The 21,987-nt window shown below is 67.8% G+C and carries 17 protein-coding genes; 10 read left to right on the top strand and 7 right to left on the bottom strand.

The features are described 5' to 3' along the window. Window positions 1-85: 85 nt before the first annotated feature. Complete coding sequence (locus tag ACFONC_RS05735; protein WP_386742751.1) at window positions 86-5,056, bottom strand: NAD-glutamate dehydrogenase; 4,971 nt, start codon at window positions 5,054-5,056, stop codon at window positions 86-88. Between the two features lie 226 nt (window positions 5,057-5,282). After that, complete coding sequence (locus ACFONC_RS05740; RefSeq protein ID WP_386742752.1) at window positions 5,283-6,431, bottom strand: acyl-CoA dehydrogenase family protein; 1,149 nt, start codon at window positions 6,429-6,431, stop codon at window positions 5,283-5,285. Between the two features lie 183 nt (window positions 6,432-6,614). Here ACFONC_RS05740 and ACFONC_RS05745 point away from each other — a divergent pair, with 183 nt between their 5' ends. The 3 genes from ACFONC_RS05745 to metH all read left to right on the top strand — a co-directional run bounded on the left by ACFONC_RS05745 (window position 6,615) and on the right by metH (window position 11,546). Next, window positions 6,615-7,544, top strand: a complete 930-nt coding sequence (locus ACFONC_RS05745; protein ID WP_386742753.1) for an ArsR/SmtB family transcription factor — start codon at window positions 6,615-6,617, stop codon at window positions 7,542-7,544. A 226-nt stretch (window positions 7,545-7,770) separates the two neighbouring features. Then, the gene (locus ACFONC_RS05750; protein ID WP_386742754.1) at window positions 7,771-8,850 is read left to right on the top strand and encodes a homocysteine S-methyltransferase family protein; all 1,080 of its coding nucleotides are present in this window, start codon (window positions 7,771-7,773) and stop codon (window positions 8,848-8,850) included. Beyond that, on the top strand, window positions 8,847-11,546 hold the full coding sequence (gene metH / locus ACFONC_RS05755) for a methionine synthase (RefSeq protein ID WP_386742755.1): 2,700 nt from the start codon (window positions 8,847-8,849) through the stop codon (window positions 11,544-11,546). The genes ACFONC_RS05750 and metH overlap by 4 nt, the downstream gene beginning before the upstream one ends. Before the next feature lie 89 nt (window positions 11,547-11,635). Here metH and ACFONC_RS05760 read toward each other — a convergent pair whose 3' ends face one another. The 5 genes from ACFONC_RS05760 to ACFONC_RS05780 form a co-directional block, all read right to left on the bottom strand. Next, window positions 11,636-12,244, bottom strand: coding sequence for a DUF2058 domain-containing protein (locus ACFONC_RS05760; protein ID WP_386742756.1), 609 nt, complete (start codon window positions 12,242-12,244; stop codon window positions 11,636-11,638). 146 nt (window positions 12,245-12,390) lie between these two features. Continuing rightward, window positions 12,391-12,606, bottom strand: coding sequence for a SlyX family protein (locus tag ACFONC_RS05765; protein ID WP_386742757.1), 216 nt, complete (start codon window positions 12,604-12,606; stop codon window positions 12,391-12,393). Window positions 12,607-12,611: 5 nt separating this feature from the next. Then, window positions 12,612-13,958, bottom strand: coding sequence for a UDP-glucose dehydrogenase family protein (locus ACFONC_RS05770; RefSeq protein ID WP_386742758.1), 1,347 nt, complete (start codon window positions 13,956-13,958; stop codon window positions 12,612-12,614). 14 nt (window positions 13,959-13,972) lie between these two features. Further along, complete coding sequence (locus tag ACFONC_RS05775) at window positions 13,973-14,785, bottom strand: FKBP-type peptidyl-prolyl cis-trans isomerase (protein ID WP_386742759.1); 813 nt, start codon at window positions 14,783-14,785, stop codon at window positions 13,973-13,975. 66 nt (window positions 14,786-14,851) lie between these two features. Further along, window positions 14,852-15,793 carry an FKBP-type peptidyl-prolyl cis-trans isomerase N-terminal domain-containing protein gene (locus tag ACFONC_RS05780; RefSeq protein WP_386742760.1) on the bottom strand — a complete coding sequence of 314 codons (942 nt, stop codon included), beginning with the start codon at window positions 15,791-15,793 and terminating at the stop codon, window positions 14,852-14,854. A gap of 528 nt (window positions 15,794-16,321) precedes the next feature. Here ACFONC_RS05780 and ACFONC_RS05785 point away from each other — a divergent pair. From ACFONC_RS05785 to ACFONC_RS05815, 7 genes are all read left to right on the top strand, one after another. Next, window positions 16,322-16,783 carry a hypothetical protein gene (locus tag ACFONC_RS05785; RefSeq protein WP_386742761.1) on the top strand — a complete coding sequence of 154 codons (462 nt, stop codon included), beginning with the start codon at window positions 16,322-16,324 and terminating at the stop codon, window positions 16,781-16,783. Between the two features lie 3 nt (window positions 16,784-16,786). After that, on the top strand, window positions 16,787-17,158 hold the full coding sequence (locus ACFONC_RS05790; RefSeq protein ID WP_386742762.1) for a GntR family transcriptional regulator: 372 nt from the start codon (window positions 16,787-16,789) through the stop codon (window positions 17,156-17,158). After that, on the top strand, window positions 17,155-18,036 hold the full coding sequence (locus ACFONC_RS05795; protein ID WP_386742763.1) for an ABC transporter ATP-binding protein: 882 nt from the start codon (window positions 17,155-17,157) through the stop codon (window positions 18,034-18,036). Before ACFONC_RS05790 ends, ACFONC_RS05795 begins: the two co-directional genes overlap by 4 nt. Then, entirely contained in the window at window positions 18,033-19,073 is a 1,041-nt protein-coding gene (locus ACFONC_RS05800; protein ID WP_386742764.1) for a hypothetical protein, read from the top strand. The genes ACFONC_RS05795 and ACFONC_RS05800 overlap by 4 nt, the downstream gene beginning before the upstream one ends. 68 nt (window positions 19,074-19,141) lie before the next feature. Then, entirely contained in the window at window positions 19,142-19,981 is an 840-nt protein-coding gene (locus tag ACFONC_RS05805) for a DUF4097 family beta strand repeat-containing protein (RefSeq protein ID WP_386742765.1), read from the top strand. Between the two features lie 38 nt (window positions 19,982-20,019). Beyond that, window positions 20,020-20,637 carry a DUF2884 family protein gene (locus ACFONC_RS05810; protein WP_386742766.1) on the top strand — a complete coding sequence of 206 codons (618 nt, stop codon included), beginning with the start codon at window positions 20,020-20,022 and terminating at the stop codon, window positions 20,635-20,637. A 21-nt stretch (window positions 20,638-20,658) separates the two neighbouring features. Continuing rightward, a complete protein-coding gene (locus ACFONC_RS05815) occupies window positions 20,659-21,984 on the top strand; it encodes a metallophosphoesterase (RefSeq protein WP_386742767.1) in 1,326 nt (441 codons plus the stop codon). The last annotated feature ends 3 nt before the right edge of the window (window positions 21,985-21,987 follow it).

Below are 21,987 nucleotides of genomic sequence, written 5' to 3' on the forward strand. Positions count from 1 at the left end.
ACCCGGGCCGCGGATGCGGCCCGGATCGTCCATCGTGGGCGCCCCGCCGGCAGGCCCGGGGCGGGCCGCCGGCAAGACCTCGGCCTCAGCTGCTTACCGTCAGCTGCGCAAGCCTGCGCACGGCCACCGACGCGGTCGGATAGTCGAGCGTCTTCTGCGCGGCCAGTTCACCGAGCATCGAGAGCGTGAAGCGCAGCGCCGGATCGTCGCGACCGATCCAGTTGCGCACCTTGCCGTCGGGGCCGGAGCCCGCCGTCGACAGCGCCTGTCCGACCAGCGCGCGCTGCTGCGCGGCCAGTTCGTCGCGCAGCACGCCGCGGGCGACCGCATGCCAGCGGCCCTCCACCGGCAGCTGGTCGATCTGCCGCACCAGCCACGGCAGGCGCAGCGCGTCGCCGAGGCGGAAGTGCACCCTGGCCACGTCCACCGGCTTGAGCTTGCGCTCGCGCGCAACCTCGATGATGTCGCAGCACGGCTCCAGGTAAGGCAGCGCCGCCAACTGCTGGCCGAGGTCGTCCGGCACGCCGCGGGCCTTCCATTCAGCCAGGCTCGCCTCGTACTCGGGGCGCTGCGAATCCGGCAGGATCGCCTCGCCCGCGCGGATGTCGCGGAAGCCGTCGTGGTAGCGGTCGACCGCGGTGGCGATGTCGGGGATCGCGCCCGGCCGCGCCAGCAGCCAGCGCGTCATCGAGCGCTGCAGCGACCAGATCACCTGCAGCGCATCGATCTGCACCGACTCGGGCACCTTGCCGTCGAGCGCATCGATCTGCGCCCACAGCGCACGCGCATCGAGCGTCTCGCGGCTGATGGTGAAGGCCTTGGCCACCTCGCCCGGGCTGCGGCCGCTGTCTTCCTGCATCCGCAGCAGGAAGGTCGCGCCCATCCGGTTGATCGTGGAGTTGGTGACCGCGGTGGCGATGATCTCGCGCTTCAGGCGGTGCTGTTCCATCGCCTTGGCGTACTTCTTCTGCAGCGGCTCGGGGAAGTAGCGCACCAGTTCCTTGGACAGGTACGGATCCTCGGGCACGTCGGAATCGACCAGCTGCTGGAACACCACCAGCTTCGAGTACGACAGCAGTACCGCCAGTTCCGGCCGCGTCAGGCCCAGGCCGCGCGCCTTGCGCTCGGCGATCTCGGCATCGGACGGCAGGTACTCGATCTGGCGGTCCAGCAGCCCCTGCGACTCGAGCGTCTGGATGAAGTGCTGCTTGGAGCCCAGCCGCGACACGCTCATCCGCTCCATCAGGCTCAGGGCCTGGTTCTGGCGGTAGTTGTCGTTGAGCACCAGTTCGGCGACCTCGTCGGTCATCGACTTGAGCAGCTTGTTGCGCTCCTCGACCTTGAGCTTGCCTGCCTGCACCTGGCCGTTGAGCAGGATCTTGATGTTGACCTCGTGGTCCGAGGTGTCCACGCCGGCCGAGTTGTCGATGAAGTCGGTGTTGATCAGCACGCCGTTCTGCGCCGCCTCGATGCGGCCGCACTGGGTGAAGCCCAGGTTGCCGCCCTCGCCCACGACCTTGCAGCGCAGCTCGCCGCCGTTGATGCGGATCGCGTTGTTGGCGCGATCACCGACGTCGGCGTTGGATTCGCCGCTGCCCTTGACGTAGGTGCCGATGCCGCCGTTCCACAGCAGGTCGACCGGCGCCTTTAGCACCGCGCTCATCAGCTCGTTGGGACTCATCGCCGTCACGTCGTCGCCGAGCCCGAGCGCATCGCGTATTTCCGCCGACACCGGGATCGACTTGGCCGAGCGCGGGAACACGCCGCCGCCCTTGCTGATCAGCGCCTTGTCGTAGTCCTCCCAGCTCGAGCGAGGCAGCTTGAACAGGCGCTGGCGCTCCTTGTACGACCTGGCCGAATCCGGATCCGGGTCGACGAAGATGTGGCGGTGGTCCATCGCCGCGACCAGGCGGATGTGCTTCGACAGCAGCATGCCGTTGCCGAACACGTCGCCGGACATGTCGCCGACGCCCACGCAGGTGAAATCCTGCTTCTGGCTGTCGCGCCCGAGCGCACGGAAGTGGCGCTTGACCGACTCCCAGCCGCCGCGGGCGGTGATGCCCATGCCCTTGTGGTCGTAGCCGACCGAGCCACCGGAGGCGAACGCGTCGTCCAGCCAGTAGCCGTGCTCGCGGGCGATGCCGTTGGCGATGTCGGAGAAGCGCGCGGTGCCCTTGTCGGCGGCGACGACCAGGTACGGGTCGTCGTCGTCGTGTCGGACGACGTTGCGCGGGTGCACGACCTTGCCGTCGACCAGGTTGTCGGTGACGTCGAGCATGCTGTTGATGAACATCTTGTAGCAGGCCACGCCCTCGGCCTGCAGCGCATCGCGGTCGGCCGGAGGCTGCTTGACGAAGAATCCGCCCTTCGAGCCGACCGGCACGATCACGGTGTTCTTCACCATCTGCGCCTTGACCAGGCCCAGCACCTCGGTGCGGAAGTCTTCGCGACGATCCGACCAGCGAAGGCCGCCACGCGCAACCGGGCCGAAGCGCAGATGCGTGCCTTCCACGCGCGGGCCGTAGACGAAGATCTCGCGGTACGGTCGCGGCTTGGGCAGGTCAGGCACCCGGGCGGAGTCGAACTTGAACCCGATGTAGTCCTTGTCGCTGCCGTCGTCGTTGACCTGGTAGTAGCCGGTGCGCAGCGTGGCGTCGATCACGCCCATGAAGCTGCGCATGATGCGGTCCTCGTCGAGGCTGGCGACGCGGTCGAGCAGCGCCTTGAGGCCGGCGCGCGCGGCGTCGTACTGCGCGTCGCGCCCCTTGGCGCGAGCGTCGATGAGCGGCTGCAGGGTCTTGAGCGCCTCGGCGTCGTCACCGCAGAGCATCCCGAGCTGGCTCGCAAACCGCTCGCGACCCTCGGCGAGTTCGGTCTTGCCGGGCTTCTCACGGCGCGGGTCGAAGCGCGCCTCGAACAGCTCCACCAGCAGCCTGGCCAGCAGCGGGTAGCGCGAGAACGTCTCCTCGACGTAGCTCTGCGAGAACGGCACGCCCACCTGCAGCAGGTACTTGCAGTAGCCGCGCAGCATCGCGACCTGGCGCCAGGTCAGCCCGGCGCCGAGCACGAGGCGGTTGAAACCGTCGTTCTCGGCGTTGCCGCGCCAGACCTGCAGGAAGGCGTCCTCGAACGCGGAACCGGTCGCGGCGATGTCGAACTCGCGCGTCGCCTCGACCTCGAAGTCCTGCAGGAAGGTGACGCCGTCGTCGATCCGCAGCTGGTAGGGGTGCTCGGTGATCACGCGCAGGCCCATGTTTTCCATCATCGGCAGCGCGTCGGACAGCGGGATGTCGTCGGTCTGGCGATAGAACTTCAAGCGCAGGCCGCCGGCGCCGGCGTGGTACCGGTGCAGGCTCAGCGCCAGGTCGTCCGGGCCTTGCAGCATGGCGAGGTGGCGGACATCGTCGACGGCGACATCGGTGCCGGCCTCCTGCAGGTACGGCGTCGACAGCGCGCGGCCGTAGCGCGAAGCAAGCGCCAGGCCTTCGCGCTCGCCGTGCACGGCAACCAGTGCGTCGCGCAGGTCGTCATGCCAGTTGCGCACGATGTCGGCCAGCTCAGCCTCGAGCGCCGCCTGGTCGAGCTCGAACGCCTCGCCCGCGCGCGGGCGCACGATCATGTGCAGCTGCGCCAGCGGCGATTCGCCAACCTGCATGTTGGTGTCGACGTGGTCGGCGTGCAGCTCGCGCTTGAGCAGCGCCTCGACGCGCATGCGCAGGTCGGTGTTGTAACGGTCGCGCGGCAGGTACACGAGCGCCGAATAGAAACGACCGTAGCGGTCGCGGCGCAGGAACAGCTTGCTGCGCACGCGCTCCTGGAGGCCGAGGATGCCGGTGGCCAGCTTCAGCAGTTCGTCCTCGCTGGACTGGAACAGCTCGTCGCGCGGAAGCGTCTCGAGGATGTGCTTGAGCGCCTTGCCGCTGTGGCTGTTGGGCTTGAGGCCGGACTCGCGCATCACGTACTCGAAGCGCTCGCGCACCAGCGGGATGTCCCACGGGCGCCGGTTGTAGGCGCTGGAGGTGTACAGGCCAAGGAAGCGCTCCTCGCCGGTCGGCTTGCCCTCGTCGTCGAACTCGAGCACGCCGATGTAGTCCATGTAGCCGGGACGGTGCACCGTCGAGCGCGCGTTGGTCTTGGTCAGGATCAGCGCGTCGACCGCGCCCGACTGCGGCATGTAGTGCGCCGCGAGCGACTTGAGCAGCCGCGGCTTGCCCACTTCCTTCGCGCGCAGCAGCCCCAGGCCGCTGCCTTCGACGGCGCACAGGATTTCCTCCTTGCCCTTCTTCTTCACCTCGTACTCGCGATAGCCGAACAGGGTGAAGTGGTCGTCCGCGGTCCAGCGCAGGAACTCCTGCGCCTCGCGCCGGCCGGCCTCGTCGATGGGCAGCCTGCGCGTGGCGATGTCGTCGGCCACCTGCAGCATCTTCTCGCGCATCGCGCCCCAGTCGGCGACGATCCCGCGCACCTCCGCCAGGACTCCCTGCAACGTGGTGCGGACGGTGTCGATCGCCTCGCCGGTCAGGCGGTCGATCTCCATGTGCATCAGTGATTCGGGGTTGCCCTCGCCCACTTCCAGCAGCTTGCCGGCGCGGTCGCGGGTGATCGGCACCACCGGGTGCCCGAGCACGTACACGCCGATGCCCTGCTCGGCCAGCGCCATGGTCACCGAGTCGACCAGGAACGGCATGTCGTCATTGACGATCTGCAGCACCGTGTGCGGCGACTCCCAGCCGTGCTGCTTCATGTTCGGGTTGAACAGGCGCACGTTGGCGGTGCCGCGCTTGCGGGTCCGGGCGAAGTCGAGGAAATCGCTCGCCAGCGCGGCCCATCCGGCTGGATCGTGCAACGGCAGCTCGTCAGGCGTCAGGCGATGGTAGAAAGCGTCGGCGAAGGCGACCGCGTGGTCCTGGCCGCCCTTGCCCGCGTGCTTGCGGATTGCCTGGAAGATGGGGTCCAGCAGGGCGAGCTCGGCACGGTCGGCCTTGCGATTCTGGCGGGCGGCAGCGGCCTTGCGTCCGGTCGGGCGCGAGGCAGCGGTTTTGCGTTGCGTGCTCATGGGATGAGGGTCCGATGATGTAGAGCCCGTGCGCATGCCGGGCCCGGGGTGGGGGTTCACCAATCAGGCGTTGCGGGGCGTGCCGGGCTCAGGAAGGAGCGGGCCGGGATGGAGAAACGGGGGCCTTGCCGGTCACGACGATCCTGTTTTCGCGGCGATCGTGGCCGCGCACGACCGGACAGGCGGTTCTGTCCGACCTCGACGTCAGGCGGGCGGCTTGCATCGCTCAGCGCAGCCCGGTTTCGTGGCGGGCGATGACCAGGCGCTGGATCTCGCTGGTGCCCTCGTAGATCTCGGTGATCTTGGCGTCGCGGAAGTAGCGCTCGATCGGCATTTCCTTCGAATACCCCATGCCGGCGTGGATCTGCACCGCCTGGTGCGTGATCCACATCGCCGCTTCCGAGGCGGTCAGCTTGGCCACCGCGGCCTCGGTGGTGAAGCGCTTGCCCTGCCCCTTCAGCCATGCCGCGCGCAGCGTCAGCAGCAGCGACGCGTCGAGCTTGCACTTCATGTCGGCGATCTTGGCCTGGATCATCTGGAAGGCACCGATCGGCTGCCCGAACGCCTTGCGCTCGCGTACGTATTCCAGGCTGGCCTCGTAGGCCGCGCGGGCGATGCCGATGGCCTGCGAGGCGATGCCGATGCGGCCGGCGTCGAGCACGCCCATGGCGATCTTGAAGCCGTGGCCCTCCTCGCCCAGCACCTCGTCGGCCTGCACGACGTAGTCGGCGAACTCGATCTCGCAGGTGGCCGACGCGCGGATGCCCAGCTTGGGCTCGGTCTTGCCGCGATGGAACCCCTCGCGCGTGGTGTCGATGAGGAACGCGGTGATCCCGCGCGCGGCCTTGTCCGGGTCGGTCATCGCGAACAGCACGATGTACTTCGCCACCGGGCCGGAAGTGATCCAGCTCTTCTTGCCGTTGACCACGAACGTGCCGTCGGCCTGCTTCACCGCGCGGCAGCGCATCGCGGTGGCGTCGGAGCCGGACTGCGGCTCGGTCAGCGCGAAGGCGCCGATTTCCGCGCCCTCGGCGATCGCGCGCACGTACTTCTGCTTCTGCGCCTCGGTGCCGTGGGTCAGGATGCCGTTGCAGAACAGCGAGTTGTTGACCGACATGATGGTCGAGTGCGCGGCGTCGGCCGCGGCGATCTCCACCATCGCCAACACGTACGCCACCGGATCCATCCCCGCGCCGCCGTACTCGGCCGGCACCTCGATGCCCATCAGCCCGTTCTCGCCCAGCAGGCGGATGTTCTCGAGCGGGAATTCACCGCTCTTGTCGAACTGTTCTGCGCTGGGGCCGACCTTCTCCTGCGCGATGCGGCGCGCCACGTCCTGGATCATCAACTGTTCTTCGGTGAACCCAAAATCCACGTTGCGCGCTCCGCGTTGAAGTCAGATGCGGAATTGTAGCCGCGCGGCGGGCGGAACCGAAGGACGGAAGGTCCACCACGTCGCCGGACGGAGGGCTGCAAACCCCGAGGTCCGTGGCCGCGGCCTTGACCTTCACCGCCACGGAGAGGAAACTTATCTCTATATCGCGATAGGAAGATATCAATGGACCTCGAAGGCTGGTCGGCCCGCCTGAAGGTGCTCGCCGACGCAACGCGTGTGCGCCTGCTGGCACTGCTGGAGGGCGAGGAACTGACCGTCGCCGAACTGTCGGCGATCACCCAGCTGGCCCAGCCGCGCGTATCCACCCACCTGGCGCGGCTCAAGGAAGCCGGCCTGGTCCGCGACCGCCGCTCAGGCGTGTCGGCCTACTACCGCTTCGACGAAGCCACCCTCGACCCCGCCCAGCGCAGCCTGTGGCAGGCCCTGAGCGCCGGCAGCGACGACCCGCTGCTGCGCCAGGACGCGATGCGCGTGGCCGGCGTGCTGGCAATGCGCGCGGCAGACCAGAACTGGGCCGACTCGGTCGCCGGCGACATGGAGCGCCACTACTCGCCCGGCCGCACCTGGGAGGCGCTGGCACGCTCGGTGCTGCCGTTGTTCGAGACCGGCGACGTGCTCGACATCGCCTCGGGCGACGGCGTCCTGGCCGAACTGCTGGCACCGCACGCGCACCGCTACGTCTGCATCGACAGCAGCCAGCGCGTGGTATCCGCGGCCAGCGAACGGCTGCGCCAGTACCGCAACGTCGAGGTGCGCGAGGCCGACATGCATGCCCTGCCCTTCGAGGCCGCCAGCTTCGACCTGGTCGTACTGATGCACGCCCTGACTTACGCCGCCAAGCCCGCCCAGGCCGTCGCCGAAGCCGCGCGCGTGCTGCGCCCGGGCGGCCGCCTGCTGCTGTCGAGCCTGGCCCGCCACGAGCACCGCAGCGTGGTCGAAGCCTACGGCCACGCCAACCTCGGCTTCAGCGAGAAGGACCTGCGCAAGTTCGCCGACAAGGCCGGCCTCGCCGTGCAGACCTCGGAAACGGTGACGCGCGAGAAGCGGCCGCCGCACTTCGAAGTGATCTCGCTGATCGCGAAGAAGCCGTGACGGCACTGGCTGCCGGCGCGGCCGTGAAGCCCTCCCCTTCAAGGGGAGGGTTGGGTGGGGATGGGTTTCCCGTCCGCTGCGCCAAAACCCATCCCCATCCCGGCCTGTCCGGTCCTAAAGCACAGCCTTCGGGCGTTCGTCGGGCCGCGAGCCAATGGCTCGCAAACAGCCCTCCTCACCCCCTTGAAGGGGAAGGAGAAGAACAAGCGCGTTTCGGAGTAACAAGATGAAACAACTTCCCTGGCTCCGCCCCGACCGTGTCGCCGCACTCGAAGCCGCGCTCGCCGAACGCATCCTCGTGATCGACGGCGCGATGGGCACGATGATCCAGCGCCACCGCCTCGAGGAGGCCGACTACCGCGGCGAACGCTTCGCCGGAGGCTTCGACAGCCTGCGGGCCGACGGGCCGCGCGACAGCCACGACCTCAAGGGCAACAACGACCTGCTGACGCTGACGCGCCCGGACGTGATCGCGCAGGTCCACGCCGATTACCTGGACGCCGGCGCGGACCTGGTCGAAACCAACACCTTCAACGCCACCGCGATCAGCCAGGCCGACTACCACCTGCAGCACCTGGTCCACGAACTCAACCGGGAAGGCGCGCGCATCGCCCGCGAATGCTGCGACGCCGCCGGCAGGAAGACGCCCGGCAAGCCGCGCTTCGTGATCGGCGTGCTCGGCCCGACCAGCCGTACCGCATCGATCAGCCCCGATGTCAACGACCCGGGCTTCCGCAACACCAGCTTCGACCAGCTGCGCGAGACCTACCGCGAAGCCGCCGAAGGCCTGGTCGACGGCGGTGCCGACGTGCTGATGGTCGAGACCATCTTCGACACGCTCAATGCGAAGGCCGCGCTGTTCGCGATCGAGGAAGTGTTCGAGGACCGCGGCGGGCGCCTGCCGGTGATGATCTCCGGCACCATCACCGACGCTTCCGGACGCACGCTGTCCGGGCAGACGGCCGAGGCGTTCTACGCATCGGTCGCACACGGCAAGCCCTTGTCCATCGGGCTCAACTGCGCGCTCGGCGCGAAGGACCTGCGCCCGCACGTCGAGACGCTGGCGCGGATCGCCGAGGGCTACGTCAGCGCCCACCCCAACGCCGGCCTGCCGAACGCCTTCGCCGAGTACGACGAGACGCCGGAGGAGATGGCCGCCACGCTGAAGGAGTTCGCCGAATCCGGCCTGCTCAACTTCGTCGGCGGCTGCTGCGGCACCACGCCGGACCACATCCGCGCGATTGCCGAAGCCGTCGATGGCGTCGCGCCACGCCGCTTGCCCCGGGCGCTGGAGGCGGCCGCATGAACACGGCTGTCCGCCATACCCGCCTGTCCGGCCTCGAGCCGCTGGTCATCACGCCCGAACTGCTGTTCGTCAACGTCGGCGAGCGCACCAACGTCACCGGCAGCGCGAAGTTCAAGAAGCTGATCAAGGAAGACCGCTTCGACGAGGCGGTCGAGGTCGCGCGGCAGCAGGTAGCCAACGGCGCGCAGATCCTCGACGTCAACATGGACGAGGGGATGATCGATTCCGAGAAGGCGATGGTCCGCTTCCTGACCCTGATCGCGTCGGAGCCCGACATAGCCCGCATCCCGGTGATGGTCGACTCGTCGAAGTGGAGCGTGATCGAGGCCGGCCTCAAGTGCCTGCAGGGCAAGGGCGTGGTCAACTCGATCTCGATGAAGGAAGGCGAGGACGCCTTCATCGAGCAGGCGCGCACGGTGCTGCGCTACGGCGCGGCCGCGGTGGTGATGGCCTTCGACGAACAGGGCCAGGCCGACACCTGCAAACGCAAGGTCGAGATCTGCACGCGCGCCTACCGCATCCTGGTGGACGAAGTCGGCTTCCCGCCCGAGGACATCATCTTCGACCCCAACATCTTCGCCATCGCCACCGGCATGGAGGAGCACAACAACTACGCGGTCGACTTCATCGAGGCCGCGCGCATCATCCGCAAGACCCTGCCCCACTGCCATATCTCGGGCGGCGTCTCCAACGTCTCGTTCTCGTTCCGCGGCAACGAGGTGGTGCGCCAGGCGATCCACTCGGTGTTCCTGTACCACGCCATCAAGGCGGGCATGGACATGGGCATCGTCAACGCCGGTGCGATGTCGATCTACGACGAGCTCGACCCCGAGCTGCGCGAGTACGTCGAGGACGTGGTCCTCAACCGCCGCCCTGACGCCACCGAGCGCCTGCTCACACTCGCCGAGCGCTACAAGGGCAGCAAGGGCAAGTCGCAGGCCGAAGACCTGTCCTGGCGCGAGAAGGACGTGCGCGCGCGCCTGAGCCACGCGCTGGTCCACGGCATCGACCAGTACGTGGTCGAGGACACCGAGGAAGCGCGGCAGCAGGCCACGCGTCCGCTGGACGTGATCGAAGGCCCGCTGATGGACGGCATGAACGTGGTCGGCGACCTGTTCGGCGCCGGCAAGATGTTCCTGCCGCAAGTGGTCAAGTCGGCGCGGGTGATGAAGAAGGCGGTTGCCTACCTGCTGCCCTTCATCGAAGCGGAGAAGGAGAAGACCGGCGACACCGGCAAATCCAACGGCAAGATCGTGATGGCGACCGTCAAGGGCGACGTGCACGACATCGGCAAGAACATCGTCGGCGTGGTGCTGGCCTGCAACAACTTCGACGTGGTCGACCTGGGCGTGATGGTGCCGGCGCAGAAGATCCTCGACACGGCCGTCGCCGAGAACGCCGACATCATCGGCGTCTCTGGCCTGATCACCCCGTCGCTGGAAGAAATGGGCAACGTGGCGCGCGAGATGCAGCGCCAGGGCCTGACCATCCCGCTGCTGATCGGCGGCGCCACGACTTCACGTGCGCATACCGCGCTGAAGATCGACCCGTTCTACAAGTCGCCGACGGTGTGGGTGAAAGACGCCTCGCGTGCGGTCGGCGTGGCACAGTCGCTGATCTCCAGCGAATTGAGGGACGCGTTCGTCGCCGCCAACGACGCCGACTACGCCGAAATCCGCGAACGCCACCGCAACCGCGGCGACGCCAAGCGGCTGGTGTCGCTGGACAAGGCGCGCGCACAGCGGTTCGACGGCGGCTGGGACGACTACGCACCGCCCGAGCCGAAGAAAACCGGCATCACTGTCTTCGACGACTATCCGCTGCAGGACCTGCTGGAGGTCATCGACTGGACGCCGTTCTTCCAGGCCTGGGAGCTGGCCGGCAAGTTCCCGGCGATCCTCGAGGACGAAGTGGTCGGCCAGTCCGCCAGCGAGCTCTATCGCGACGCGCGCGCGATGCTCGACAAGATCATCGCGGAGAAATGGTTGACCGCAAAGGCGGTCTTCGGGCTGTGGCCCGCGAACTCGACAGGCGACGACGTGGTCGTCGACGCCGCGCCGGCGGGCGAAACCGGCCCCACCACCCTGCACTTCCTCCGCCAGCAGGTCGACAAGCCGGTCGAACGCCCCGACTTCTGCCTGGCCGACTTCATCGCGCCGAAGGACAGCGGCCGGCAGGACTGGATCGGCGCGTTCGCGGTCACCGCCGGGATCGGCATCGAGCCGCACCTCGAGCGTTTCCGCGCCGACCACGACGACTACAACGCCATCCTGCTCAAGGCGCTTGCCGACCGCCTGGCCGAAGCGCTGGCCGAACACCTGCACCGGCGCGTGCGCAAGGAGTTCTGGGGTTTCGATCCCGACGAGTCGCTCGACAACGCGGAACTGATCGCCGAGAAATACCGTGGCATCCGCCCGGCCCCCGGCTATCCCGCCTGCCCCGAGCACAGCGAGAAGCGCACGCTGTTTGCGCTGCTAGACGCCGGGAACAACGCCGGCATGACCCTGACCGACGGCTTCGCGATGCTGCCGACCGCCGCGGTGTCCGGCTATTACTTCAGCCACCCGAAGAGCCAGTATTTCGTCGTCGGCCGGGTCTCGAAGGAACAGGTCGCAGACTACGCAAAGCGCAAGGGCGCATCGCTGCAGCAGGCCGAACGCTGGCTGGCTTCGAACCTGGACTACGATCCGGAATAGGAGCCTTTGCAGGAGCGGCGGAAGCCGCGATTGGCATTACCGGCGAAGCATCGCGGCTTCCGCCGCTCCTGCATGGCTATCGCGCAGCGCTACCAGACCAGGTCGTCCGGCACCTGGAAACGGGAATCGGCGTACTCGTCATCCGCAGCCGGCGCGTCCGGATCGACCTTCAGTGCAACCGCCGGCGCAAACGTCGCCTCGGCTTGCGCCAGGACATCCGCAGTCACCAGCAGGTAGCGGCCATCCAGCTGGACCACGCCGAGCTCGCCGGCATTGAGCGCCTTGAGTTGGTCCGCGGTGACATGGATGCGCTTGATCTTGCCGCCGTAGTCGAAGTGGCGCACCAGGTCTGCGTTGGCATCGTTGAGCGCCTTGTCCTTGAGCAGCGCCGCGAGTTTCGCCTTGGCTTCACGTCGCTGGCGCGCCTGCTCCTGCTTCAGGCGCTCTGCGGCGATGCGCTCGTCCTTCTCGCGCTGGGCACGGATCGCGTAGGCCTTGGCGAGATCGATGTCTTCGCGCGAGGCCGGGTTGCGCGGATGCGGCTTCTTCGCCTTCCCGTGCGCCGGCTGCCGCGGCTGCGCGTCCGGCTTGCCGCCGCGCGTGCCCGGCTTCTGCTTGCCGTCGCGGGGCGGCTTCGCGGGCTTCGGAGCCTGCTTGAAACCCAGGCCGAGGAGTTGGTCGCGCAGTGTGTCGCTCATGGGGAGTGCGGTTGCGGAAAGGGCGGGGAAATTGTGCCTGACCCGGCGGGAACCCGTGGGAGCGGCTTCAGCCGCGAGCTTCTTGGTGGCTAGCCGATGAATCCAGGACTCGCGGCTGAAGCCGCTCCCACAGGGCAAACCGGCGCTCAGTAGTGCGGCGGCGGCGGTTCCTCGGAAGGATCGGCATAGAACTCGCCGCGCGACTGCTTCATCGCATCGAGCGTGCGCCGCAGCAATTCCGCGTTCTCGGCCGCCTCGATGCGCGCGGCGGCCAGGGCGTCACTGAGCTCGGCCAGCGCCTGCTCCTGGAACGCCAGGCGCGTTTCCAGTTCCACGATGCGCTGTTCGAGTTCCGCGGACATGACGGTCAGTCGAGGCGGATGGAACGGCCGCGACCGATGCCGTAGTACGCCAGGCCGGCGGCCTCGACGTCGTCGGGCTCGTACAGGTTGCGGCCATCAAAGATCACCGCATCGGCAAGCCGCCTCCCCAGCTCGTCGAAATCGGGGCTGCGGAACTGCTTCCATTCGGTGATCACGACCAGCGCATCGGCGCCCTGCAGCGCTTCCTCGGCGCTGTCGCACAGCACCAGGTCCGTGCGCTCGCCGAAGATGCGGCGGGTTTCCTCCATCGCCTCGGGATCGAAGGCGCGCACCTTCGCACCCGCCTCCCAGAGTTGCTGCAGCAGGCGCCGGCTCGATGCCTCGCGCATGTCGTCCGTGTTGGGCTTGAACGCCAGGCCCCACAGCGCAACGGTCCTGCCGCGCAGCGCGGAGACATCCCCGTAGTGGCGCAGCATCAGTTCGAACAGATGGCCCTTCTGGCGTTCGTTGACCGCTTCGACCGCGTCGAGCAGGGTCGGGGCGTGCCCGTGCTGCTGCGACGTACGCGCCAGCGCCTGCACGTCCTTGGGGAAGCAGGAGCCGCCGTAGCCGGCACCGGGATAGATGAAGTGCCAGCCGATCCGCGGGTCCGAGCCGATACCCTTGCGCACCATCTCCACGTCTGCCCCGACCTTCTCGGCGATGTTGGCGATCTCGTTCATGAAGCTGATCTTGGTCGCCAGCATCGCGTTGGCCGCGTACTTGGTCAGCTCGGCCGAACGCACGTCCATGCTGACGACGCGCTCGTGGTTGCGATTGAACGGTGCGTACAACCGACGCAGTGTCTCCACCGCTTCCGGGTTATCCGCACCGATCACGATGCGGTCCGGGCGCATGCAGTCCTCGACCGCGGCGCCCTCCTTCAGGAATTCCGGGTTGGACACGACATCGAACTTGACCTGCGCACCGCGCCCGGCCAGCGTCCGCGCGATCGTTTCGCGCACCCTGTCGGCCGTGCCCACCGGCACGGTCGACTTGTCCACCACCACCGCGGGCTTCTGCAAGTGCGTGCCGATGGTCCTGGCCACCGCCAGCACGTACTGCAGGTCGGCACTGCCATCCTCATCGGGCGGCGTGCCGACGGCGATGAAGATCACTTCTCCGTGCGCGACCGCCTGCGCCGCATCCGTGGTGAAGCGCAGCCGTCCCGCCGCGTGGTTGGCCTTGACCATCGGCTCCAGGCCCGGTTCGTAGATCGGGATGACGCCCTTGCCAAGGCCATCCACCTTGGCCTGGTCGATGTCCACGCACACCACCTCGTGCCCGACTTCGGCCAGGCAGGTTCCGGTGACGAGCCCGACGTAGCCGGTTCCGAAGATCGCAACTCGCATGCGGTACCGCTCCCTTATTCCTGCTTCGCGTCCGGTTTGACGATGTCGAGCAGCTCGACTTCGAACACCAGCGTGGCATTCGGCGGGATCGGGCCGCCGGGCGTGCCGGTCTCGCCGTAGCCGAGCTCACTCGGGATCCACAGCTTGTACTTGCTGCCCACCGGCATCAGCTGCACGCCCTCGGCCCAGCCCGGCGCCACCTGCTGCAGCGCGAACACGGCCGGCTCGCCGCGTTCATGCGAACTGTCGAACTGGGTGCCGTCGAGCAATTCGCCCTTGTAGTGCACCTTCACCATGTCCTCGGCGGTGGGCTTGGGCCCCTTGCCTTCCGTCAGCACCTGGTACTGCAGGCCGGACTCGGTCGTCTTGACGCCTTCCTTGCCTGCATTGGCGGCAAGGAAAGCCTTGCCTTCGCTGGCGTTCTTCTCGGCCTGGGCCGCGCGCTCGGCCATCTGCTTGGCCTGCTCTTCCTGCTGCTTGGCCTGCAGGCGCTTGTCGAAAGCCTGCGCCACCTGCTGGGCCTGTTCGTCGTTGAGCAGCGGTTCGCCGCCCGAGATCACGGTCTTCATCGCCTTGACCAGGGTATCGACGTCCACCTCGTCCTTGATCGGTTCCAGCGACTTGCCGACCGACATGCCGACCATGTAGCTGGCCTGTTCCTTCTCGGTCTTCAAGCCAGTGCTCTTGGCGATGTCGTCGTTGCCGGCCGCGGTGTCGGCCTTGCCTTCCTTCTTCGCGTCCTTGTCGATCGGCTTGCAGGCGGCGAAGCCGAACGCCAGCGACGCGGCGAGCAGGCTGGCGGTGGCGAAACGGATTGGGGATGTCATGTCAGGGCAGCTCCGGTTGTGCGTCGGATGCCGGCCGCGCCGGCAAAGGGGGGACGAGGGGGCGAATCAGAGGATGTCGAGCAGTTCGACATCGAAGACCAGGGTCGAGTTCGGCTCGATCGCGGGATTGCCGGACTCGCCATAGGCCAACTCGCTGGGAATCCAGAACCGGTACTTGGCGCCTACGGGCATCATCGACACGCCTTCGGTCCAGCCGGCGATCACCTGGTTGAGGCCGAACTCGGCGGCGCCGCCATGCTGTTCGGAACTGTCGAACACGGTGCCGTCGAGCAGGGTGCCGCGATAGTTCACGCGCACCCGGTCGCTGGGCTTCGGGCGCGGGCCGGCGCCCTGGCGCAGCACCATGTACTGCAGTCCGGACGGCGTGGTGAACACGCCCTTGGCCGACTTGTTTTCGGCGAGGAAGCGCTCGCCCTCGGCGGCGTTGCGGGTCGCGGCTTCGGCCGCCGCGGCTTTCTGCGTGGCCTGCACGCGCGCGCCGAACGACTGGCGGACCGCATCGGCCTCGGCGTCGCTGAGCAGCGTCTTGCCGCCGGCGAGGGATGTGCGCAGCGCCTGCATCACGACCGGCAGGTCGATCTCGCCCTTCACCGGGACCAGGGACCGCCCGATATCCGCACCGATGAGCAGGCCCACCTTGGCCTTGTCCACCGACGGCGGCGGCGTGCCCGGCGGCATGCCCGGCACCGGCCGGCCGCTGCGCGCGGCGACGCGGACCATCAGCGCCTGCCCGGTTTCCATCGCTTCCTTCTCCTCGATCAGCGGCTCGCCGCCGTCGAAGGCGTTTCGCACGGCACGTTCGAACGCCTTGAGGTCCAGGTCTTCCGCGGCCGGCGCAAGCGACTTGGCCACGTCCATGCCGACCATGTAGCTGGCCTTGTCACGCTCACTCGCGAGCGCCTGCTTGTCCTGGGCGTGGACGTTGGCGGCCGGCAGGCTGGCAAAGGCGATCAACAGCGCGGCAACTCCGCGCAGCAAGGGCTTCATCCGGAACGACTCCTGTGCGGCGCCTGCGGATCAGGCGCGAAGTCGCCTATTGTCGCGGGCGCGGGCAAACCGGGCAATCGCCGCGGCGGTCATGGCCGCTGGCGCCTGAAGGCATGGGACGCCGGGGACGTGCCTGCCATCGACGGGTCGGCTCCCGATGACACTTCCCCTCCAGTTCAAGGTCCGCCGGTTCGGCCTGCGCGGACGGCCCCGCCGACACCGTGGACAAGCTCGCAGAGTGCGTGAACTGGGTCGGTTCCCAGGCGGCACTGCGCCATCCCGGCCTTCCCCACGTCCTGGACACGGCCTTGCCGGCAGATGATTCGCGACCGATCAAACATCGACTTGCAGAAACCAGATTCATTTACTCTCATAAAGTATTGATTTTACTGTATTTTAAGTATTCTCGTCGGCGTGCATCCAACCATGACTTCAGTTGGGTCTCTGGCATGCAGAAACTCGTTGACATGCCGTGTCATGGTGTTATAGTTACATACAACACCGATCACCCAGAGCAGGACGTTCACCATGAACCGCAAGCTCCACAACTCGATGCTCGCCTTCTCCGCCACCGGCCTCACGCTGGTGTTCGCGCTGATCGCCGCCTCTCCCGTGTTGCCCGGCCAGGACGTCACCACGCCCGTCGCGCTGGCCTCCACGCCCGCAGTCGAACTCAATGCCGAGCTGCGGGAAAACAGCAAGGCCATCGAAGCCCGTGTCCGGGAGATCGACGCCCGCGCCCGGCAACTCGAAAGCGATCTGGACGCAAGCGCCTCGCTCGGCGACACCATCGCCAGCGCCGTGAGCTTCGCCGCCGCGGTGTCGACCGAGGCTGCACTGAACGCGGCATTCGAGGCCACGGCCGACGAAAGCACGCGCAAGCAGGAAGCGGCCAGGGAAAAGCGGCGCCACGCGCGCAAGGTCCGCGGCACGCTGGCCGTCCCCTATTTCTCGTTCGCGCAGGGCCTGCGCCGCGGCAGCCGGAGCTGAGCCATGAGTGCAGTCCAGTGGAACGATGGGGCACCCATCTATCGCCAGCTCAAGGAGCGCGTCATCGCGATGATGCTCGATGGCGTGCTCAAGCCCGGTGATGCCCTGCCCTCCGTGCGCCAGGTCGCCGCCGAATACCAGCTCAACCCGATCACCGTTTCGCGCGCCTATCAGGAGCTCGCGGACGAAGCACTCGTCGAAAAACGCAGAGGCCTGGGAATGTACGTCACCGAAGAGGCATCGAAGAAACTGCTGTCGAACGAACGCGAACGCTTCCTCACCGAGGAATGGCCGCTGGTGCTCGAGCGCATCCAGCGCCTGGGCCTGTCGATGGAAGACCTGCTCAAGCCGGTGCGCAACGGGGGTGCCGCATGACCGCCGCGACCGCCATGTCCGACCACGTCGTTTCCGCGCGCAACCTGCGCAAGGCCTACAAGGCCACGGTCGCGCTCGACAACACCGGTTTCCGCATCGACAGCGGCAAGATCATCGGCCTGATCGGCCCCAACGGCGCCGGCAAGACCACCGCGCTCAAGGCGATGCTCGGGCTGACCCCGTTCGAGGGCGACCTCAAGGTCCTCGGCCGCGACCCGCGCACGCAGCGCGACGAGCTGATGAACGATGTCTGCTTCATCGCAGACGTCGCGGTGCTGCCGCGCTGGATCCGGGTCAAGGAAGCCATCGACTTCGTCGCCGGCGTGCATCCGCGCTTCGATCGCGCCCGCTGCGAGCGCTTCCTCGCCAACACCCAGCTCAAGCCGCGCCAGCGCGTGCGCGAGCTGTCCAAGGGCATGATCGTGCAGTTGCACCTGGCCCTGGTGATGGCCATCGACGCGAAGCTGCTGGTGCTCGACGAGCCCACGCTGGGCCTGGACATCCTGTATCGCAAGCAGTTCTACCAGCGCCTGCTGGAGGACTACTTCGACGAACAGAAGACCATCATCATCACCACCCACCAGGTCGAGGAAGTCGAGCACATCCTGACCGACGTGATGTTCATCCGCGCCGGCAAGATCGTGCTTGATGCGCCGATGGACGCGGTCGGCGAGCGTTTCGTCGAGGTCCTGGTCGACGGCAACAGGCTCGATGATGCCCGCGCCCTCGGCCCGATCGACGAACGCGCCCTGCCGTTCGGCAAGACCATGATGCTGTTCGACGGCCTGCCGCAGTCGCAGCTCGCAGTGTTCGGCGAAACCCGGACGCCCGGCCTGGCCGACCTGTTCGTCGCCACCATGAAGGGAACCTACGCATGAACGCCCCCGACACCGCCGCCGTGCCGCGCGCCGCCACGCCGGTCCATCCCACGCACAAGTTCAAGCTGCTGCTGCAGCGCGAATACTGGGAGCACAAGGGCGGCTTCCTCTGGGCGCCGCTGATCGCCGGCGGCATCTCGCTGCTGCTGACGGGGATGATGATCATCTTCGGCCTGGTCGCCGCGCGTCGCGCCAGCGGCGACATCCAGATCGACGGGATGACCGTCAACGGACTGGACATCGGCGAGCTCACCAGCCGGATGAATGCCACGGACATGGCCGAGTTCGCCCGCGGCATCGACCTGACGCTGTTCCTGAGCTCGTCCTGGCCGTTCATCGTGCTGGCGTTCGTGGTGTTCTTCTACTGCCTCGGCGCGCTGTACGACGAGCGCAAGGACCGCAGCGTGCTGTTCTGGAAGTCGCTGCCGGTGTCGGACGCGCAGACCGTACTGTCGAAGGTCGCAAGCGCGGTCGTGGTCGCGCCGGTGCTGGCGGTCATCGCTTCGCTGGTCACCATGATCGGTTTCATGGTCATGCTCAGCATCGTGGTGCTGGTCCATGGCGGCAACCCGTGGACCCTGCTGTGGGGTCCGGCCAGTCCGCTGACGATCGCCTCCGGCAGCCTGGCCTGGATCCCGGTCTACGCACTGTGGGCGCTGCCGACCGTCGGCTGGCTGATGCTGTGCTCGGCGTGGTCGCACAGCAAGCCGTTCCTGTGGGCAATCATGGTGCCGCTGTTCACCGGCATCTTCGTCAGCTGGTTCGACCTGATGGAGATGTTCAACCTCGACAGCTCCTGGTTCTGGAGCAACATCGTCGGCCGCCTGCTGCTGGGCACGGTGCCGGGCATGGACCTGCTCTACCGCGAGGGCATCAGCGGCAGCGAGCAGGACCTGCAGGACATCCTCGCGACCGTCTCGCCCGCCGGCCAGCTGGCCAGCCTGGCCACGCCGCAGATCTGGATCGGCGCGGTCGCCGGGGCGCTGATGATCTACGGCGCGATCCAGCTGCGCCGCAGGCGCGAACTGGCCGACTGAGCCATCACGCCTCCAGGCGGCGGCCCCGCGGGTCGCCGCCCCCTTTACGAAGCCACCAAGGAATTCCCATGCGCAAACAAGCCCTGATCCTCGGCGCCCTGCTCCTGCTGCCCCTGGCCGCACAGGCCGACGACGACGACCACTGCAGGCACAGCCAGCCCCGCAACCTGCAGCTCGACATGGCCGGCGTGAAGACGGTCGTCTTCGAGATCGGCGCCAACGACCTGGACGTGCGCGCTACCACCGCACCTGGCAACACGGTCCAGGGACGCGCGTGCGCATCGAACGAGGACGACCTGTCGCGCCTGGTCCTCACCCAGCACAAGTCCGGCGACCGGCTGGTCGTCACCGCGGAACGCAAGGGCAAGTTCGGCGGCATCTCCCTGTTCGGCGACCGCTACGCCTACATGAAGCTGCAGGCCAGCGTGCCCGACGACATCGCGGTGCAGCTCGAGGTCGGCTCGGGCGACGCCAGTGTCGATGGCGCGCGCAGCGCCCGCATCGATACCGGTTCTGGCGACGTGCGGGCCACCCGCATCCGCGGCGAACTTGCCGCGTCGCTCGGCTCCGGCGACCTGGAAGCCAGCGACATCGGCTCGCTGGACCTGGACTCGGTCGGCTCGGGAGACGCCACCATCCGCAACGTCGGCGGCGCTTCGAGGATCGGCAGCATCGGCTCCGGCGACGTATCGATCCACTCCACCCGCGGTTCGGTGGACGTCGGCTCGATCGGCTCAGGCGATCTCGACCTCGACGACATCGGCGGCAACATCACGGTCGGCTCGATCGGCTCGGGCGACATCGATGTCGACGGCGCACGAGGCGACCTCACCGTGCGCTCGGCCGGAAGCGGCGACGTCAACCACCGCGGCGTCACCGGCCGCGTCGACCTGCCGCGCAAGCGCTGACGCGCCCCCGACGCCACCATCCACGGAGTCCACCGGCCATGACCAGGATCCACGCCATCACCCTGATCGCCTGCCTTGCCTTGCTCGGCGGCTGCAACCGCAACGAGCCGCCGCCAGCCGCGCAGGCGCCGGGCAGCGGCGCGGATACGGCGCTTGGCCGCACCCTCGGCAAGGTCGCGGAGAAAGTACGGACGAAGCTGGAGAACCAGAACATCACCCTGTCCAGCAGCAAGGCGGACGCCAAGGCCGAGATCACTCCGCAGGGCGACCTGCTGATCGCGGGCAAGAAGGTCGAGACCGATGAAGCCCAGCGCGAGCTGCTGCTCGAGTACCGGGCCGGGATCATCGCCGTTGCCGCGGCCGGCACCGACATCGGGATGAAGGGCGCGGACTTCGGCCTGCGCACCGCGGGGAAAGCACTGCGCGGAGTCTTCTCCGGCAATGGCGACCAGGTCGAGGCGGAAATCGAGGCCGACGCGCGCGAGTTCGAAGCGCAAGCGCGCAAGATCTGCGAGCACCTGGCGCCGATGCTCGAAACCCAGCAGAAGCTCGTCGAGAAGCTGCCCGAGTTCAAGCCTTACGCGACGATGGACCAGTCGGACATCGACGACTGCCGGGAAGACACTCAGGGCGCGGCTACCGCAGCGGCCGCTTAGGCGACGCGGGAGCGCAACGGAATGCAGGCAACAACCCGCAAACTGGTCAAATGGGGCATCATCCTGCTCCTCGCCGCGATCGTCGCAGCCGCGCTGGCGATCCTGGTCCTGCTCTCGCGCGCATCGGTTGAAACCACCGCCCACGGCGCGCCGACGCGCCTGCGCCTGCACCTGCCGGGTGGACGCGACATCGCGATCCCGGTCTACGTGGCGTCGGGCAGGCAGGTGCGGATCCCCGGGTTCCTCGACGGGCCGATCGTCCGCCGCGGCACCAACGGCAACTGGTCGGCAACCTGGTTCTGCGAGGACCGGCCGCATCGCTCCGCCCTTCCCGCTTCGGCGCTGTCGCTGCATGTCGAATGCACCGGCACGCAGCACGCGTTCCCGCTGTACACGCCGCAGGTGCCGCAGTCAGTCGCGCCGATGCCAACGCGGGTGGCGGTACTCAGCGACCTGGAAGGCAACGCCGCCTTCCTCGAACAGGCACTGCGCCGGCTCGGCGTCGTCGGCGCCGACGGCAAGTGGGCCTACGGCGGCGGCCACCTGGTGGTGCTGGGGGATTCGGTCGACCGCGGGCGCGACGTCTTCGCGGTGCTGTGGCGGCTGCATGGCCTGTCCGGGCAGGCGGCGCTGTCAGGCGGCGCGGTGCACGTGCTGCTCGGCAACCACGAGCAGTACATGCTGCGCACCAATCCTTCGCGCGCGAACGCCGACCACCTCCATGCGTTGAATGCCATGGGTGGCTATCGCAATGCCTTCGCGGCCGACACGATGATCGGGCAATGGCTGCGCCAGCAGCCGGTGGCGCTGAAGCTGGGCAAGGTGCTGTTCGTGCACGGCGGCATCAGCCCGCAGGTCGCGCGCACCGGGCTCGACGTCGGGCAGCTCAACGCGGCGATGCAGGACTACTGGAACGACGCCGGCCCGCACCCGCCATCGCCCGGACTCGATGCCGTGCTCGGCCACGCCGGCGTCACCCAGTACCGCGGCTGGTTCAGGGCGCTCGAAGGCCGCTACCCGATGGCCAGCGATGCCCAGGTCGCCGAGGCGCTGGAACACTTTGGCGCCAGCATGGCGGTCGTCGGGCACACCATCGTGCCCGGCGTGGAACCCATGCGGAACGGCCGCGTCTACGCGGTCGACGTCAACAGCGACGAGTCCGCGTCCGAGGTGCTGGTGTTCGAAGACGGCGAGCCGCGCGTGGTCGATATCGGCGTGGCGCGCAACCTCGTCGACGGGCAACCGGCGTTCCGCGGGTTCAGCCTGCTGGACGCGAACGACCGCAGGCTGCTGTTCGACATGGTCCGCGACCTGCGCCGGCTGTCGGCGCTGCCCTACCCGTACTGAACG

The organism is Luteimonas soli, assembly GCF_042648865.1.
Lineage (GTDB): Bacteria > Pseudomonadota > Gammaproteobacteria > Xanthomonadales > Xanthomonadaceae > Luteimonas > Luteimonas soli.